The organism is Pedobacter petrophilus (genome assembly GCF_009674725.1).
Classification (GTDB): Bacteria; Bacteroidota; Bacteroidia; order Sphingobacteriales; family Sphingobacteriaceae; genus Pedobacter; species Pedobacter petrophilus.
The window spans coordinates 71,493-86,819 of record NZ_WKKH01000013.1 but is presented as its reverse complement, the minus strand read 5'-3'; the positions used below and the strand labels follow the sequence as shown (position 1 = coordinate 86,819).

The following is a 15,327-nucleotide window of genomic DNA, read 5'->3' as shown; positions in this document are numbered from 1 at the left end:
TTTCTACTTTGCGGTGGTTTTAAAAAGTTGATCTAGCCACGGTAATAAAAATCCTAAGTTTCCTCTTCCACGCTTGTGGTGCATGCTGTGGCGGTAGGAAAACTTAAGCATATGTTCTGGTTGATGACTAGGAAACAGATCATAATTGGAATGACCCATCAGATTAATAAGTAAACTCATAATCGGTAAAGAAAGTATCGCCCAAAGCTGAAAAGGAAAAATCAACAATGGAAAAAATATGACCGTACCCAGCAAAAATGCTTCTACCCAGTGGAAACTAAACGTAGAAAACACGGTGGGTTCCTTTGAATGGTGATGTACATGATGAATATTCCTCATCATAAATTTAGTATGTAATAACCAATGGCTCAAATAAAAATGGACCTCGTTCCATATAAAAAGAATGATGATTTGAGGTAAGAGCCACCAACTTAAAGTCGTTGAGATATGCAACCAACCATTTACGATTCCCTGTTGTATTACAATACCTTGTAAGCTAAAAATAAATATTGATCTCATAGATTGCAGAATTTCCTTTTTTTGTTGACCTGGATATAGAAAGTGATTATCTACCTGAATCAATTGTTTTTTGCGCTCGAAATAGCGAAAAACAAGCTTAGCAGTAAGCGAGAATCCCCAATAAATAATATTGAAGAAAAGGAACATCGCTATAAAAGCATGATACCAGTTAGTAAAAACGATTTTTGAAATAGCCTCCATTATTTTACAAGATATAAAAAAATAAGGTCTGCCATTAAACGGCCAAATGCTATTGCTGGCTATTTCCTTTACAGACGCACTTTTTAGCTCATCGCTTTTTGATCAAAAATCACGGATAACTTGGCTTGCTCAGCAAATAGTTCCATAAACTTTACGAATAATAAGATTGCGAAATTAATTTCTTTCCAACAGGTATTTTAGATGGATAAGAAGGGTTTTTAACATTGCATGCTTTTTTTAAAAATTATCGTTTAAATTGGATCTGTATATTCAACTACAAATATGATGGGAAGTTATTTATAGACAGAAAAAACTACCGAAAAGCATAGCGAGATATTACTTACAAAAAACGCCAAAACGGCTGTAGTGTCTTTTTTACGTTGGGCTTTTAGGACAAACAGAAACTAAGTTGGAAATAGAAATTAAATCCGGCGTTTGTAAAGAGCCTGAAACGTTATTAAAGAGGAAGTTTTGGGAATAGAATTTGAGTTTAAACGATTGACTTTTAAACATCAATAAATCGCTTAGAAAACACGAATAATAAATCAACGCGGAAAGTTGAAGGATTATTGAACACTTTTAAGAAGAATTAACACCTTTTATCATAGCTCTAAAGCGTTTGAAGAAATAAGCAAACTAATAAAAGAAAATATCAAACAAAAAAAATGGTCTTCATCAACTGGGCAAATACTAACATCAAATTAACTTTAAGAAAATGAGAAAACTATCTACAAGAATTTTGTTTTTAATTATAATTCTGCCAACAATGCACTCCTGTTCAGCACAAATGGAAAAAGTAGTAAACCTAGCGACGATAACGACAGATTTTAATGTAGCTAAATTTTATAAGCCAAAATTAGAATCTACAAATGAAACCCTCGCTAAAGACCCAAAAAAAATAGATAAAGAGGAAGCTTCCAAACTTTTAGACAATCAGTTTATCGCAAAAGATACTTTGTGCTATTTTAAAGATGAAATGGAGCGTTTACCCGGCGATATGTACATCGCCAGTAAAAGCGATTGGATGAGTAGAAAGTTAAAGCCTGTAAAAACCTTTGGCTATGCATACAAAACCGTTGCATGGAGTGAAGAAAATGATACCATCGCTGTATTAAATCATGTGTACTTCCCTAAGGTTGATATGATTGAAAGTGAAAATGGAGATTTGGTTTTAATAACAGCATCAAAATCAGACCTTAAGCAACCGGTAATTGATCAATTAGAAAAATTTTTAAAGTCAAAATACAAAGCTGGAAAATCAAGTGAATCTGATTTTAGTAGGGAAAAGATTTCAGACTGGGAAGACGATAAATTTATTTACAGGCTTATCAAAATGGAGAAAACCTATTCGGTAAGTTCTGGCGGTGAATCGCGGTCTGAAAAAAAACTTGAAATTGATTATGTAATTTTTAACAAAAAATTTCTACCCATTATAAAGGAAACAGGAAACCGAATTGGTGGCCAAAGTTTCGAAGCATACAACTAATCACAAGAATTAATTTATAGGATTGATTATTCGACAGGAGGAAATAAAATGAATAAACTGACTTATTTAGTATTGATTATATTCTTTGTCTCCTGCCAGCAAAACAGCAATAAATCGGGAGTAAAGCAATCTGAATCTGTTAAAGCTTCAGTCATGGATAGTGTTGTTAAATCCACTAAAAATATTTTGTTTAAAAAAGCCAATACCAGAGGGGTTTTATTGGGCGAAAACATTAAACTGTTGGACGAACATCTAAATGAAATTAAAGATATTTCATTTTTGAAAGAACAAATTGTTCAGGTTTTAGGACTGAGTGAAGATTATTTTAAAGCAAAACCCACAGACGAATATTGCCAGGAATTTAAATATGTTAAAATAAAATTTAAGGATGTGGAAGGTTATGTAGACGGAAGAAAAGTTTACGAACTAACACATGATGAACAAACTAAAGTTTTCGATATAGATGATAATGAACTTTCGTTTACGCCTACCAAATTTTACGGTATCGGTGTTGCAGATGATAATGGTTTAACGGGATGCCAACCCCAAAGTCCGGTTGTTTTTGCTGAAAAAAACGCACAATACAAAGGACTTGTGAAAATGGTAAAAAACAAATATGTGTATGATGATTATCCATATTTTGAACTTAAGGCTGATGACGGAAATTACGACGAAATTGTAAGTGTAAAAAAGCAAGATGATAAATATGTTCTTGAAATCAAGAGAGATTTTCAAGAAGGAATAGCAACTAGATTAGTGGCAATTTACAAAAACAGCAATGGCGTTTTTGTTGCTGAAATTATTACATCCAGCGCAAGAAGAACAAGTAATTAAAAGAAATCAATGGAAAACAAGATAACCGTTTATAAGAAAATGCATTTAAACAAACAATTATGAGAAATAAACTCAACATTAAATACTTACTTTTCTCTATTTTACTATTTATGAGCGCTTCATCTTTTGCACAAATCCAACATGAAATAACCGTTAAGATTGAAAGTGGAGAGACAATTAAAAAGTATAAGGGCGAAAAACTGGAAAGTTTATTGGTACAAATGTATGCGGTAAACTATGGAAATGCGTTGACGTTTAGTAAAGAGAATAATCAAATCGTGATTTCCAATGCGCAGGAACCAAATGCCATTATCAAAATCGAGATTAAAAATAAGTTGTTAGTTAGGAAGCTATTCTATGATGAAAAATTAATTTCTTCTATCGAAGTGATTAATTTTAACTTCAATAACTTGCCAAAAAACAGTCAGATTTCGAGCACAATGGTTGATGGCAAAACTTCGAGTTACGTTGGTAAATCGCTGTCTGAAAATACCGAAGGTTTTAGGATGGATAAAACTTATAAGCTTTTTGCCCGACTTACCATTCCTGCAGATTTGAATGAAATAGATTCTGTTTTTAATTCCATAGCAGATTTTTTTTCTCAGGAAGATGCGCTGTTAAAAATTTATTCAGGTAGCTATGCGGAACAAACTCAACCTTTAATGAAAGCATACTTAAAAACAAATGGAGCTGGAAAGATTGAAAACGGAATTATTTGGACTTCGAAAGAACGTGAAAATGGGCATTACGAAATTTATAGTAAAGGGAAAATGATAAAAACGGAAATACAAAATCTTAAAGATTTCCAAGAATCCATAATGGATTACTTTGAGAAAAACATACCCGATTAGTAATATTATCAGACTAAAATCCATGAAAAAACTAAATTTAAAGGTGTTGATATTTTTAATAATTATTGCCTCCTCTCTATCATCTTGTGAACAGAAAGTTAAAGAAAAGCGCAAAGTGGAAAGGGAAACATTGGATGTTGCACATCCAGTCATCGCTCAAACAGATCAGGGAAAATATTCAGAACCAACATGGCAAATTGTTGATGAATTTTATGACGCCATTTCCGCCAATAACACTAAAATGGTAAGCGATATGTTAGCAACAAAATTTCCGGTAAACTTTCAACCTAAAAATAAGATTAGACCACTAGATGCGGTAATTCGGACAGCAGATAATTTACAATTAGCGAAGCTGTTTATAGATGGAGGTGCAAATATGGAGGATAAAAAAGACGAATTTATTTTAGGTGCTTCGGAACATAAAAGGTTAGCAATATTAAAATATTTAGTTGAAAAAGGCGCCAAGTTTAAAAATAATGGTGCATTTAACAAAGCCGGTTTTTACCATTTTTATGATGGTGCAAAATATTTGTTGATGAGTGGTGCAAACCCAAATATCGGAGACGTTAGCGGGAAATTATGGGTATTTCATGAAGCTGTAAGAAAATCGGATTATACAGTATTAAATGCATTGAGGTTGACAAAAGATGATTTAGAATTTAACGATTGTGATGGAAAAACGGCATTAATAATCGCCATAAAAACCAATAATATTGAAATGGTTAAATACCTACTAAAAAAAGGTGTGGATAGAAACAAACCCGAAACTTTTGATTGTGGTGATGACATTTATTATGGCAAATTGCCGATTGAATTTGCAAAGGAGAACAATTTTAAAGAAATGGTTGAATTACTAAAATAAATTGGAAATCAGTTTACAAGATTTGTACATCTAAAATAAAAAAAGGTTTAAAGTCATAATCTATACATTTTCGCTACAAGCAAACTAAATTAACATGATGAACCAAGTTTTAGGAAAAATATTTATTTCGGGACCTTTAGCGGAAACCGACATTCACAATGGAGGAAGTATTTTCGGTATTATCTATTATCAGTTTCTAGAATTTATTTCTCACAATGAAGTGAAAATAACGAACAGAGTTACCTTTAACAGAGGGATGGCAAACTGGCAAGAGTCAAAAGAAAATGAGATTTGGAATGGTCATTACACCGTTGAAAACGGCAAAAAGCACATTAAATGTGAGTTGACTTGCATGAGCACAAAAACTAAATTATATATTGATTTTATAGACGAAAATACGCTATTGTGTGAGGAGTACTTTATGGACAATACCGGAAAAGGGCGTGTGTTTGTTAAGCAATAATTATACAATATTATGGACTTGAAAGACCTTTACAATTATTTAAAGTAATAACAATATCAGATATGAATATAAAGACAAGGAACTGCAACGAATTAAATAACAACACTACGAGAATCTTGTACTGAATTTTAATTTCCGCTTTTAAATACAATTAGAACCAGACTGAGTGGTTTACCGCGTTGAAGGTTGCGTTAGGTATAGAAACGACATCTCTCCCCATCTTTCTTCGGAAATAAAGTGGAAAGCCCGTTTGCCAGCTGGCGGAAACGCCCAAATATTAATTAATTAAATAAAAATGAAATACTATTTGATCTTCTCTTTCTTCCTTATCGCAAATCTAGCATCTGCACAATCCACCCGTAAAATTGTAAAAGATTTCGACGGAGATGGAAAAAAAGACAGTGTATTTATAGATAGCGATAAAGACATTTTGATGCTTTGGCTATCTACACAAAAATATAAACGCGTTGAAAGCAAAGAAATCACACACCTCAATTTCGGTAATACGTTGGTGGCAACTACAAAAGGTTTTGAGTTTTGGAACGATTATGATCGCTCGGGTTTTATAAGTGTTTTTGAATACAATAAAACCGCTAAGAAAATGCAATTGGTAAAAATGCGCAGAAGCGACGATATTTTGGGAAGAGATGATCCTAACCAAAGACTTTACGAATCGAGCGTGAACTTATTGACCAATAAATATGTAGGTGTAATTGAGACCGAAGTTAAGGGCAAAGTTGTGAAGAAATTCATTAATGCTGAAATGGTGTTTCCAAAAACATACTTGGACACTTTTAGCGATCTGATAAACTTTGATTATCAAGACAAGTGCATTGCGCTTTATAATAAAAATAGAGGAAGAAATTAAAATTTGTTAAAGATGAAATCAAACCTAAAAACCTTTACGCTAATTTTTTCATTTATAGGCTTGACGTTTCTGCCCATTACCATGCTGATTCAACATAACCGATTGGTAACAATTCAAGGTATTTTAAGCGAAGTAAATAAATCTTCCAACCGGATTCCCTATTATAGATTAAATTTAAACGGATACAAAAGCACCTTTCAGAACAAAGGAAATGGCCTGTTGAGCTTGTTAAAACCAGCTATTGTTTATGATAGAAAACCAGTTTTCTTTAAAATTTTAAAAGATGATTTGCTGTTTGTTAACACCTATGAAAAAACAACCTATATAGGTTTTAATGGTAAGCATACACTAATAGATTTATACTATTGCATCACTAAACCAAGCCTATTCATCCAGATTTTTCTTGTAATCTGCGGTTTTACATTAGTGGTTTTAAATTTGATTTGTCATTATCGATATAAACAGAAAATATTTGCCAGATTGATGTTCGCCGCTCTCCTATTTTCATTTTTATTGATGCTTTTATGAAGAAATTAATTTGATCAGTTCCTTTATTTTATTTTAACATCAAATATTGACAAAGTTAAAGTTCACTCGTCATCGTATAAAAAAATGAGATACTTATTGCTACTATTTTGTTTCACAGACGTGATGGCACAGCCCCATCAAAAAGTTTTTTTTGCCAAACCAATGCTGGGCAATTACACAAGATATTTCTGAGGGAGCAGTAAAGTTTGGTACCATTTATAACTTTCACAACAATGGAAAATTTGAAGCCACTAATTATTATTCGGCAGGCATGTATTCCACCGAGACCGTTGGCGGAAATTACACTTATAATCTAGTTTTAAATGAGATTAATTTAACTTATACTGGCGTTAAACCCAAAAGAACAACACCCATCAAAAATTCGACAATTAAGCTTAATAAGGTACAAAACCAATATGCACTTTCTATCAAAAACGAATACGTAAGAGATAAAGTTGGGTATAGTTATAGCTGCATAGAAGGCTTCTCCTGTCTCAGATGAGACAATCTTAATATCCGTTTTCATAATGCGTTTGGATTTTTCAAGATTTACCATAAGAAGTTGAGCAACGTTTTTTGGTTCAGCTATATCGCTAAGGCTGCTGAATGGAAGAATTTTCACATTGCAGAGAAGAGTTTGTTGGTTCTCCAGCTTAATCATAATGACCACAATCCCGATAGATTTTATTTTAGGTTCAATCACAAATGACAGGTAATTGTTGCAGCTTTTTCCTTTATTGTTACAGATCACCTGCCGTATCACGGGCTGGATGTTTAGATCTGATTTAGCTAAGGAGAAGGTAAAACGGCCACTGTTATTTTACGGTCTTTTTTTGCTAAAAAATTCAGCGTCGGTGTTTCTGGTAAGATAAAGGCTTTTGTTTAGTTCCTTTAATGAAGGAATGTTTAAAATTTTTACTGGTCTTACCTCATTTGAATAACTCATATTTTATTTCTCTTAAATTTTTGGGATCGCGATTGTAAAAAAAAAATCAAACGTAATCACGATAGGTATACCTAAATACTCTAAAAAAAAATCTTGATTCTTGAAGCAAATATGTACCACTTAATAATTGAGTAATGGAAAAAGTGAGCTTTGAAAATATGCCGGCGGTTGTAACAGAGATTTTAAATAAGGTTGAACGTTTGGAGGTGATGATAAAGAATCTTCAACAGATTGGAACTGTTGAGTCGGAACTGCTTAATGTTCAGGAGGCAGCGGCATTTCTCAAAATGTCCGTACCCGCAATATACACTAAAGTCAGCCGCAGAGAGATTCCCGTCAGTAAGCCTGGCCGAAGATTGTATTTCTCAAAATTAAAACTAATGGAATGGATAAGTGCTTCCAAACTCAAAACCCAGAATGAACTGTTAAATGACGCCCAAACAAAAATGAAAGAATATAGAAAACGTTTTGGCAGTTAAACAAGCTAATTAAAACACAGCCTTGGAATTTAGGTGGATTTCGGTTTTGGTGTTACTACAATTCGAGATTAATCATCCTGGTGGCTTCAATTTTTTTCTTATCCACCACCTTTGCATAAATTTCCGTTGTTTTGATACTTCTATGTCCCAACATTTTCGACACCGTATATAGATCAGTACCCATCTCTATTTGTAAAGTGGCATAGGTATGTCGAAAACTATGAAAGGTAATGTTTTTGTTGATCCCGGCATCATTAAGCCATTTCCTTAAAAAATCCTTTAGCTGATGATACACCAAACCGTAAAACACCAAACCCCCATCTTTTTTCTTCACGCCCATAAGCTCCACAGCCTGATCCGGTATTGGCAGTGTCTCCGCACCATCTGTTTTCTCTTGGAAATACTGAAGACTGTATTTTCCTTTATAGCCTCTCACCTCATTCCATGTTAGTGTTTGAACATCGGAGAACCTCAAGCCAGTTAATGCTGAAAACAAACATGCTCGTTTCATCAAGTCCGATTTCGCAGGTGTTTTTACCAATAATTGCAGTTCCTCAATTTCAAGACGCTCCCGATGTGTTTCTTTTGGATCAATAGGATCTATTTTGGAATATAGATTTTCTGTGATCAGGTTCCTTCTGTAAACTTCTTTCAATGCAGTTCTAAACTTTGCAAAATAGCTCACAGCAGTGTTTCGACTTATCGGACGCCCCCTCCTGCTTATTCCTGGACCGCTTAGCAGAAAGTATTTATAATCCTCACAAAAAAACTCGTCCAAATCACTGAATTTAATCGTTTCTCCTGCAAAAGCCTGAAAGTATTTTACGGACATTGCCGCCTGATCAGACAAAGAAGTTTGTTTCTTTCTATTGAATTCTGTGAAGAACTCAATGAAATCCGCATCCCTAGCATCATCCGAGAGAAACCCAAATCTTCTATTTTGAACATCTAGTTGACGATTACACCTAACATGTTCTGCCAAGAGTAAAGTCTCTTTGTTATGCTTTTTATGGTAATCATTTTTCGGCTTATCATAAAGATAGAGCTTAAGATTTTCTCTTCTTATCAGTTTCCCGGTTTTGGGATGCCTCAAAGGCGGATAGTAATCCAGATATATGGAATGCCTATTATCCTTCAGTGGCCTCTTGCGAATTTTTACTTTAGACATGGCTAAAAAAATTAAATTACAAATATTAATTCATTTTACTTATCAATCACTTACTCTCCATTGAGCTAAATTTTGCCTTCTTTCTTAAACGTTTTATAAAGTCTATCTATTGCATTCTTTGATAAGAGCACATTATGCCCGTCCCTAATCTTAGGCACTAAGCGTCTGTTAAAGATTCCATACAGTAAAGACCTATCCTTTCCGAACATTTTCACACATTCATCAATTGAATAACACTGAGAGGCCTTTAAACCTTGCTGGGAAAGTTTTTGATTATTTAACCGTTCTTTCTCAAGGTCAGACTGCTTCGGTTCTCGATATTTTCTTAATAGTTTATCTGATGCCTTTTTTTCAAAGTAAACTTCTTTTCCAATCTTAATTTTAGAAACATGGGCTCGTGCAAAAGCTGTGTATATTGCAGTTCTGCTTTTGTTGAACAGAAGCATAAGTTCCTCAATCCCATAAAAATCCGCACGATCAGTTACCTTCTGAGTATCCTGTAATGGCCCTTCTTTGATTTTTGTTATTACGTTTTCGGGAACTGGGGAAGGTGCATCAAACTTGTCCAATATATCCTGCCGTCGAATTCTAATCAGATTTCCAAGAAAGTTAACCGATTTCAATCTCTCAAACTTGATCATCTTATATATTGCTGCTTTTGAGCAGCCTAGCATAACTGCAGTTTCAGCTACACTCAGAAAATCTTTTTCCACTTCCATTAACCGTATAGTTTGCTTAAACCCTATAGTCTCAAGCTCGCTTTGATTAATTTTCTCAGCTTTGTAAACGGCTTTGTAGTATCGTCTGTTACAATCATGACTGCAAAATTTCGTCACCGTTGTTCTTGCAACAAAGTCTTGATGGCATTGAGCACAAACTCTTTTTATCCTGATTTTACTAGACATAAATTCCCCAAAAGTGTATTGTTCTATATCATTTTATATTCTTTTATATCATTTTGTTGACTATTTTCTCACATTAAGCATACAAGGCAGACATAAAATAGAAATTCTTAAAACGTAACCAAATATGTACCAAAATTATACAAAACAGTGCTAAATAGCAAAAAATCGAAAATAAAAAAAAATCGCTAATCAATTAATAATTAGCGATTTAGTTGCCATAACTTGTCGTTATTTTGCCTGAATTGTCCTAGCTATTTACCAATACAAAACTTCGTAAAAATATTCTCCAGCAAATCATCCGTAGTCACGGTACCGGTAATCTCACCCAGATAATGGAGCGCCTGCTTAATATCCATCGCCAGGAAATCGGAAGTTACCGGGTTGTCTACATTATCCAGCACGCGTTGCAGCGCATTTTCTGTTTGTTTTAGCGCTTCTACATGGCGGATATTCGTCACCAGGGTTTCGCTGGTATTGATGTGATGCAGGTTGACCTGTTCTAACAAGGTATTTTTCAGTTCATCAATGCCAACCTTTTCCCTCGCTGATAAGAAAACGACATCTAAAGCTTCGAAAGCTTTTCTTTGTTCAGAAGCAATCAGATCTGCCTTGTTCAGCAAAATTAAATAAGGAATTTCGAGCTGTTTCAATCCCCTCACCTGTTCTTCAATTTCGGCAGTGGTTTGTGCAGCATCAGCCATGTAAATGATCAGTTTGGCCTGTTTCATTTTCTCCAGGGTACGTTCTACGCCCAGGGCCTCAATAATATCTGCCGTATCGCGGATTCCGGCGGTATCAATAAAACGGAACACGATCCCGCCGATGGTCAGTTCATCTTCAATGGTATCGCGGGTCGTGCCGGCGATATCAGAAACAATTGCCCGTTCTTCATTTAACAGGGCATTCAAAAGTGTGGATTTACCGACATTTGGTTTCCCTGCAATGACAATGGGAACCCCGTTTTTAATCACGTTCCCCATCTCAAAAGAAGAAATTAATCTTCGCAGTACGTGGTTAATTTTATTTACCAGTGTGGTAAGTTGCTCACGGTTGGCGAATTCTACATCCTCTTCGGCGAAATCCAGTTCCAGTTCTATCATCGAAGCAAAATGAATCAGCTGCTCTCTTAAAGCCTTCAGTTCTGTAGCAAAACCACCACGCATTTGCTGCATCGCCACATCATGAGAGGCTTTTGAATTGGAAGCGATTAAATCGGCTACGGCTTCGGCCTGACTTAAATCAAACGCACCGTTGAGGAATGCACGCAAGGTAAATTCTCCCGGCTTAGCTGCCCGGGCGCCTTTGCTGATTAAAAGGTTAATAATTTGCTGAATAATATAGTTTGAACCGTGGCAGGAAATCTCGACCACATGTTCTTTCGTGTACGATTTCGGTGCAACAAATAATCCGGCTACTACCTCGTCAACAATCTGATCGCCATCCTTAATCAAGCCAAAATGAAGCGTGTGCGAGGCTTGCTGCGTTAAATCTTTTCCTGCAAAAACCGAGTTGGCAAGTGAAATGGCATCTGGTCCGGATAAGCGAATAACGCCTATTGCGCCAGATCCCGAAGGGGTAGATAAGGCAATGATGGTATCTTGATCGTTCATGTTCAAATTCGAAAAGCATAAAATTAAGGCTTATAAACGGTTTTATCGTGGATGAGAAGTAATTTTTCAACGCTGGTTTAAAATGTTGACCCGGATGCAATAGCGGTAAGCGGAAATCTCCCCTGAATGGCTAGTCCATACGATTGATACCAAGCGCCTTAAAAAAGAAAAAGCCTTGCCATAGTATGCCTGATGAACATTTATCTTAATCTCAAAAACATTTCCTTTCAGCGCGTGTTTAGAAATCAATCCAATAAACTATATATGACAAATAATTTTCCGCTAACGGTAAGGCGATCAATAGAACTGCTGGGCCTGATGGCGCTGGTAACGGTTATGGTGGTTGCAAAAGACATTATTATGCCGATGCTGATGGCCTTTTTCATTAGTATTATGCTCCTGCCGGTATATCGCTTCCTTAAAAGAAAAAAGGTTCCGGAAACCCTGTCGATCATTTTACCCATCTTACTGGTTGCACTATTTGTTGCGCTGGTGGTTTGGTTTTTCTCCAATCAAATTGGCATGCTGGTGCAGGATTTTCCGCAGATTAAAGCCAATGTTACCCAACACATCAACTCGCTCAGTGAATGGGTGAGCAGAATTACCCATTATGATGATAAGCAGCAAAAAGCCTTTATACAGGGTAAGAGCGACGATTTAATGAACATGGGTACATCTTTAGCGGGTGGTGCTGCCGTTACTTTAAGTGGTATATTCGTATTTATTGGTCTATTGCCGATTTACATTTACCTGATGTTATTTTACAAGGATATTCTGCTCAGATTTATCTTTATGTGGTTTCGCACAGATGACCACGCGAAAGTGAAAGATGCCATCTATGAAACGGAATCTATTATTAAAAGTTACCTGATTGGCTTACTGATTCAAATTACTTACATGACCATTTTACTTGGTGGTATCCTGATGCTGATTGGAATTAAACATGCCTTGTTAATTGGGGTAATTTTCGCCATTTTAAATTTAATCCCTTATGTTGGCGCCTTGATTGGTAATTTAATTGGTGTACTTTTAACCCTAACTTCTTCTCAGGAATTATGGCCGGTCATCACCGTTTTGGGTGTTATCGCGTTCGTTCAGTTTTTGGATAATAATATTTTAATGCCGAGAATTGTAGGTTCTAAAGTTAAAATTAATGCCTTATTCGCGATTCTCGGGGTGTTTATTGGCGGAAGCATTGCTGGTGTATCCGGTATGTTCCTCGCCCTCCCAATTGTGGCGGTATTGAAAATTATTTTCGACCGTACAGAGTCATTTAAACAATGGGGAGTTTTATTAGGAGATGAACGCCCGTCGAGAAGTCCAATGACCTTCCCGGCATTTAGAAAAAAGAAACCCGTAGAAACCAAAACAGGAACAGATAAAAGTTAATTGATAAATAATGAAAAAAATAATGATTGTGGCTGGCCTCGGGCTGGCTTTATTTACCGCTTGCAGTTCTTCAAAAAAGAAAGCAGCAGCGGGCGGCAACACCGATACAACACTGGTATCGCAGGCAGCCGCAGAAAAAAAAGCAGATCCGATTCTTGGAAAACTCACTGTAATTGGTGTGCCTAAACTCGGCGGACCGATCAACATGAGGTTTACCGTATACAACAATACCGATACCGTTACTAAGTTTTGTATCTGGCACACGCCATTTGAGCGGCTGATGAGCAAGTATCTGGATGTGGCGATGGATGATTACACCCCCATAGATTACAAAGGCGCGATGGCGAAACGCGTAATGCCACCTCCGGCCGATAGTTACAAAAAATTAAATGCCGGCGACAGTACTAGTGCTGATTTTAACCTTGTAGATGCCTACGCCATTACTAAAGCTGGAAATTATACGATCAAATATAATTCATCGACGATTAGTGGTATTGTAGTACCGGATAGCTTACAGATTAAGGTGACTAATTAAATTGGAGATCGTTGTTTTAACGATATTCAGGGTTCGCTGAAAAGCCTGGTTCTTTTTAATAAATACAAACTGAAATGCCCGTACGGTTTAGACAAGATTTCTTTTCTTGCCCTTGCCGGACGGGCTTTTTTGTTAAACCAGCTTTCCTTTCTTCCAGGTAATAATGCCAGAGCATCATCACGGCTACGGTTCGATACGGTTTCCATTGTGTTGTAACCGCTAATAGATCAATCTTGTCCATTTTCTTCGGAAGCTTTTTCAAACTTTTCATCGCGTTTACTGCGGCAAGATCTCCTAACGGAAAAACATCCACATGGTGAAGAATAAATAGGAGATAAATATCAACCGTCCAGTCGCCGATCCCTTTTACACTTTTTAGTTTGGTACGGATCTGATCATCATCAAGCAATGCCAACTGCGGCAATGACAAATCCCCGCTCACTATTTTCTGCGCCAGATCACGGGCATACGCCATTTTCTGCCGACTAAAATAACAGGCCTTAAATTCTTCATCATTAAGTTGAAGTAACAACTCCGGCCTGATCTCCCCTATCTTTTCCTTCAGTTTATTTACAGCTGCTAATGCAGAAGCCAGGGAAACCTGTTGTTCCAGAATAATGTGAATTAACGATTCAAATGTGTTCGGCCTTGACCACAGTGGTGGATAGCTATATTGATTTAAAACCGTGGCTAAGTCTGAATCTTTCTTTCCTAATAGATCGCAAAGCTGATGAAAGTTTTCTGTATCAAAGGTTGCGAACATGTATACCTATTTTAATAAAATATCATAAGCGAACCTCAATATGGTGCCGAAAACAACAACCAGGAAAAAGATCCTCACAAACTTATTTCCTTTAAGTAAAGCCAGCCGCGTGCCGAAATGAGCGCCACACAGATTAAAGACTGCCATTGGTATGGCGTATTGAAAAAGAATGTGGCCAGAATAACTGAAATAAATAATTGCAGCCAAATTGGTGGCAATATTTACAATTTTGGCATGTGCACTGGCACCAATAAAATCGAAGCCCAATACGGCAATAAATACCAAAATCAGGAAGGATCCGGTTCCTGGCCCGATCAAGCCATCATAAAAACCGATTACCAAACCAAATACTGCCGCCATCAGCACCTGTTTTTTTACGGAATGGTTTTTCTCCTGATGGATTCCGAATTGTTTATTAAAATAAGTATAAAGTGCCACTAGAATCAGCACCACTAAAATAATCGGTTTAATTACGGCGTTATCAATCCGGCTGACCAGAAATGCACCCATAAGGGCTGCAAAAAAGGCCGTTGAAGCACAAGCCGCCAGAACCTTCAAATTGAATTTAACCTGCCTGGAATATTTGAATGCTGCTAAAGTGGTACCGGCAATGGAGGGTATTTTCGTAGTTCCCAGGAGCGTAGCTACCGGATAATGTGGCAAGATCAGGAGTGTAGCAGGCGTTTGCAATAAACCTCCGCCACCCACAATCGCATCTATAAAACCCGCCGCGAAAGCCACAAGGCAAAGTAAAATCAGTTCATTAATCATTGATTAGATTAAGCATTTGAAGTCTTAAAATCCATTCCCTTTTAACACTTCTATTTATTTTAATTATTTCAATCCTATCATTCCGGCTGGTTTCAACCACCGGATTTAATACCAAAAAACCCTACTTAGTGCTTCCTTAATTCATACCT

At 36.2% G+C, this 15,327-nt stretch carries 17 protein-coding genes; 11 read left to right on the top strand and 6 right to left on the bottom strand.

What is annotated here, in order from left to right; translation table 11 throughout:
* Positions 1-3 precede the first annotated feature (3 nt).
* Positions 4-720, bottom strand: a complete 717-nt coding sequence (locus GJU39_RS10580) for a sterol desaturase family protein (protein WP_154280776.1) — start codon at positions 718-720, stop codon at positions 4-6.
* 787 nt (positions 721-1,507) lie between these two features.
* Here GJU39_RS10580 and GJU39_RS10575 point away from each other — a divergent pair.
* From GJU39_RS10575 to GJU39_RS10535, 9 genes are all read left to right on the top strand, one after another.
* The gene (locus tag GJU39_RS10575) at positions 1,508-2,206 is read left to right on the top strand and encodes a hypothetical protein (protein WP_209437627.1); all 699 of its coding nucleotides are present in this window, start codon (positions 1,508-1,510) and stop codon (positions 2,204-2,206) included.
* 48 nt (positions 2,207-2,254) lie between these two features.
* The gene (locus GJU39_RS10570; protein WP_154280774.1) at positions 2,255-3,040 is read left to right on the top strand and encodes a hypothetical protein; all 786 of its coding nucleotides are present in this window, start codon (positions 2,255-2,257) and stop codon (positions 3,038-3,040) included.
* Between the two features lie 59 nt (positions 3,041-3,099).
* A complete protein-coding gene (locus tag GJU39_RS10565; protein WP_154280773.1) occupies positions 3,100-3,891 on the top strand; it encodes a hypothetical protein in 792 nt (263 codons plus the stop codon).
* A 22-nt stretch (positions 3,892-3,913) separates the two neighbouring features.
* A complete protein-coding gene (locus GJU39_RS10560) occupies positions 3,914-4,753 on the top strand; it encodes an ankyrin repeat domain-containing protein (RefSeq protein WP_154280772.1) in 840 nt (279 codons plus the stop codon).
* A gap of 94 nt (positions 4,754-4,847) precedes the next feature.
* The gene (locus GJU39_RS10555) at positions 4,848-5,216 is read left to right on the top strand and encodes a hypothetical protein (RefSeq protein ID WP_154280771.1); all 369 of its coding nucleotides are present in this window, start codon (positions 4,848-4,850) and stop codon (positions 5,214-5,216) included.
* Between the two features lie 295 nt (positions 5,217-5,511).
* Entirely contained in the window at positions 5,512-6,084 is a 573-nt protein-coding gene (locus GJU39_RS10550; protein WP_154280770.1) for a hypothetical protein, read from the top strand.
* A 12-nt stretch (positions 6,085-6,096) separates the two neighbouring features.
* Positions 6,097-6,612: a hypothetical protein gene (locus GJU39_RS10545; RefSeq protein WP_154280769.1), complete on the top strand. Its 516-nt coding sequence runs from the start codon at positions 6,097-6,099 to the stop codon at positions 6,610-6,612.
* Between the two features lie 151 nt (positions 6,613-6,763).
* A complete protein-coding gene (locus tag GJU39_RS10540) occupies positions 6,764-7,114 on the top strand; it encodes a hypothetical protein (protein ID WP_154280768.1) in 351 nt (116 codons plus the stop codon).
* A gap of 578 nt (positions 7,115-7,692) precedes the next feature.
* Positions 7,693-8,037, top strand: a complete 345-nt coding sequence (locus tag GJU39_RS10535; protein WP_154280767.1) for a helix-turn-helix domain-containing protein — start codon at positions 7,693-7,695, stop codon at positions 8,035-8,037.
* Positions 8,038-8,092: 55 nt separating this feature from the next.
* Here GJU39_RS10535 and GJU39_RS10530 read toward each other — a convergent pair whose 3' ends face one another.
* The 3 genes from GJU39_RS10530 to mnmE form a co-directional block, all read right to left on the bottom strand.
* Positions 8,093-9,205, bottom strand: coding sequence for a site-specific integrase (locus GJU39_RS10530; RefSeq protein WP_154280766.1), 1,113 nt, complete (start codon positions 9,203-9,205; stop codon positions 8,093-8,095).
* Between the two features lie 65 nt (positions 9,206-9,270).
* The gene (locus tag GJU39_RS10525) at positions 9,271-9,924 is read right to left on the bottom strand and encodes a helix-turn-helix domain-containing protein (protein ID WP_167515673.1); all 654 of its coding nucleotides are present in this window, start codon (positions 9,922-9,924) and stop codon (positions 9,271-9,273) included.
* A gap of 437 nt (positions 9,925-10,361) precedes the next feature.
* The gene (gene mnmE, locus GJU39_RS10520) at positions 10,362-11,720 is read right to left on the bottom strand and encodes a tRNA uridine-5-carboxymethylaminomethyl(34) synthesis GTPase MnmE (protein WP_154280764.1); all 1,359 of its coding nucleotides are present in this window, start codon (positions 11,718-11,720) and stop codon (positions 10,362-10,364) included.
* Positions 11,721-11,984: 264 nt separating this feature from the next.
* On the opposite strand from mnmE, the gene GJU39_RS10515 reads away from it, so the two are divergent.
* Positions 11,985-13,109 carry an AI-2E family transporter gene (locus GJU39_RS10515; protein ID WP_154280763.1) on the top strand — a complete coding sequence of 375 codons (1,125 nt, stop codon included), beginning with the start codon at positions 11,985-11,987 and terminating at the stop codon, positions 13,107-13,109.
* Between the two features lie 10 nt (positions 13,110-13,119).
* On the top strand, positions 13,120-13,644 hold the full coding sequence (locus GJU39_RS10510; protein WP_154280762.1) for a protease: 525 nt from the start codon (positions 13,120-13,122) through the stop codon (positions 13,642-13,644).
* A gap of 55 nt (positions 13,645-13,699) precedes the next feature.
* Here GJU39_RS10510 and GJU39_RS10505 read toward each other — a convergent pair whose 3' ends face one another.
* Both GJU39_RS10505 and GJU39_RS10500 read right to left on the bottom strand, forming a co-directional pair.
* The gene (locus tag GJU39_RS10505) at positions 13,700-14,407 is read right to left on the bottom strand and encodes a DNA-3-methyladenine glycosylase family protein (protein ID WP_154280761.1); all 708 of its coding nucleotides are present in this window, start codon (positions 14,405-14,407) and stop codon (positions 13,700-13,702) included.
* A 6-nt stretch (positions 14,408-14,413) separates the two neighbouring features.
* Positions 14,414-15,178, bottom strand: a complete 765-nt coding sequence (locus tag GJU39_RS10500; protein ID WP_154280760.1) for a sulfite exporter TauE/SafE family protein — start codon at positions 15,176-15,178, stop codon at positions 14,414-14,416.
* Between the last annotated feature and the right edge of the window lie 149 nt (positions 15,179-15,327).

Coding starts and splice junctions, on each gene's coding strand:
- GJU39_RS10550 (WP_154280770.1), top strand. CDS start 5,512: ATGAAATACTATTTGATCTTCTCTTTCTTCCTTATCGCAAATCTAGCA.
- GJU39_RS10575 (WP_209437627.1), top strand. CDS start 1,508: ATGGAAAAAGTAGTAAACCTAGCGACGATAACGACAGATTTTAATGTA.
- GJU39_RS10545 (WP_154280769.1), top strand. CDS start 6,097: ATGAAATCAAACCTAAAAACCTTTACGCTAATTTTTTCATTTATAGGC.
- GJU39_RS10505 (WP_154280761.1), bottom strand. CDS start 14,407: ATGTTCGCAACCTTTGATACAGAAAACTTTCATCAGCTTTGCGATCTA.
- GJU39_RS10515 (WP_154280763.1), top strand. CDS start 11,985: ATGACAAATAATTTTCCGCTAACGGTAAGGCGATCAATAGAACTGCTG.
- GJU39_RS10560 (WP_154280772.1), top strand. CDS start 3,914: ATGAAAAAACTAAATTTAAAGGTGTTGATATTTTTAATAATTATTGCC.
- GJU39_RS10530 (WP_154280766.1), bottom strand. CDS start 9,205: ATGTCTAAAGTAAAAATTCGCAAGAGGCCACTGAAGGATAATAGGCAT.
- GJU39_RS10580 (WP_154280776.1), bottom strand. CDS start 720: ATGGAGGCTATTTCAAAAATCGTTTTTACTAACTGGTATCATGCTTTT.
- GJU39_RS10535 (WP_154280767.1), top strand. CDS start 7,693: ATGGAAAAAGTGAGCTTTGAAAATATGCCGGCGGTTGTAACAGAGATT.
- GJU39_RS10525 (WP_167515673.1), bottom strand. CDS start 9,924: ATGGAAGTGGAAAAAGATTTTCTGAGTGTAGCTGAAACTGCAGTTATG.
- mnmE (WP_154280764.1), bottom strand. CDS start 11,720: ATGAACGATCAAGATACCATCATTGCCTTATCTACCCCTTCGGGATCT.
- GJU39_RS10555 (WP_154280771.1), top strand. CDS start 4,848: ATGATGAACCAAGTTTTAGGAAAAATATTTATTTCGGGACCTTTAGCG.
- GJU39_RS10565 (WP_154280773.1), top strand. CDS start 3,100: ATGAGAAATAAACTCAACATTAAATACTTACTTTTCTCTATTTTACTA.
- GJU39_RS10500 (WP_154280760.1), bottom strand. CDS start 15,178: ATGATTAATGAACTGATTTTACTTTGCCTTGTGGCTTTCGCGGCGGGT.
- GJU39_RS10570 (WP_154280774.1), top strand. CDS start 2,255: ATGAATAAACTGACTTATTTAGTATTGATTATATTCTTTGTCTCCTGC.
- GJU39_RS10510 (WP_154280762.1), top strand. CDS start 13,120: ATGAAAAAAATAATGATTGTGGCTGGCCTCGGGCTGGCTTTATTTACC.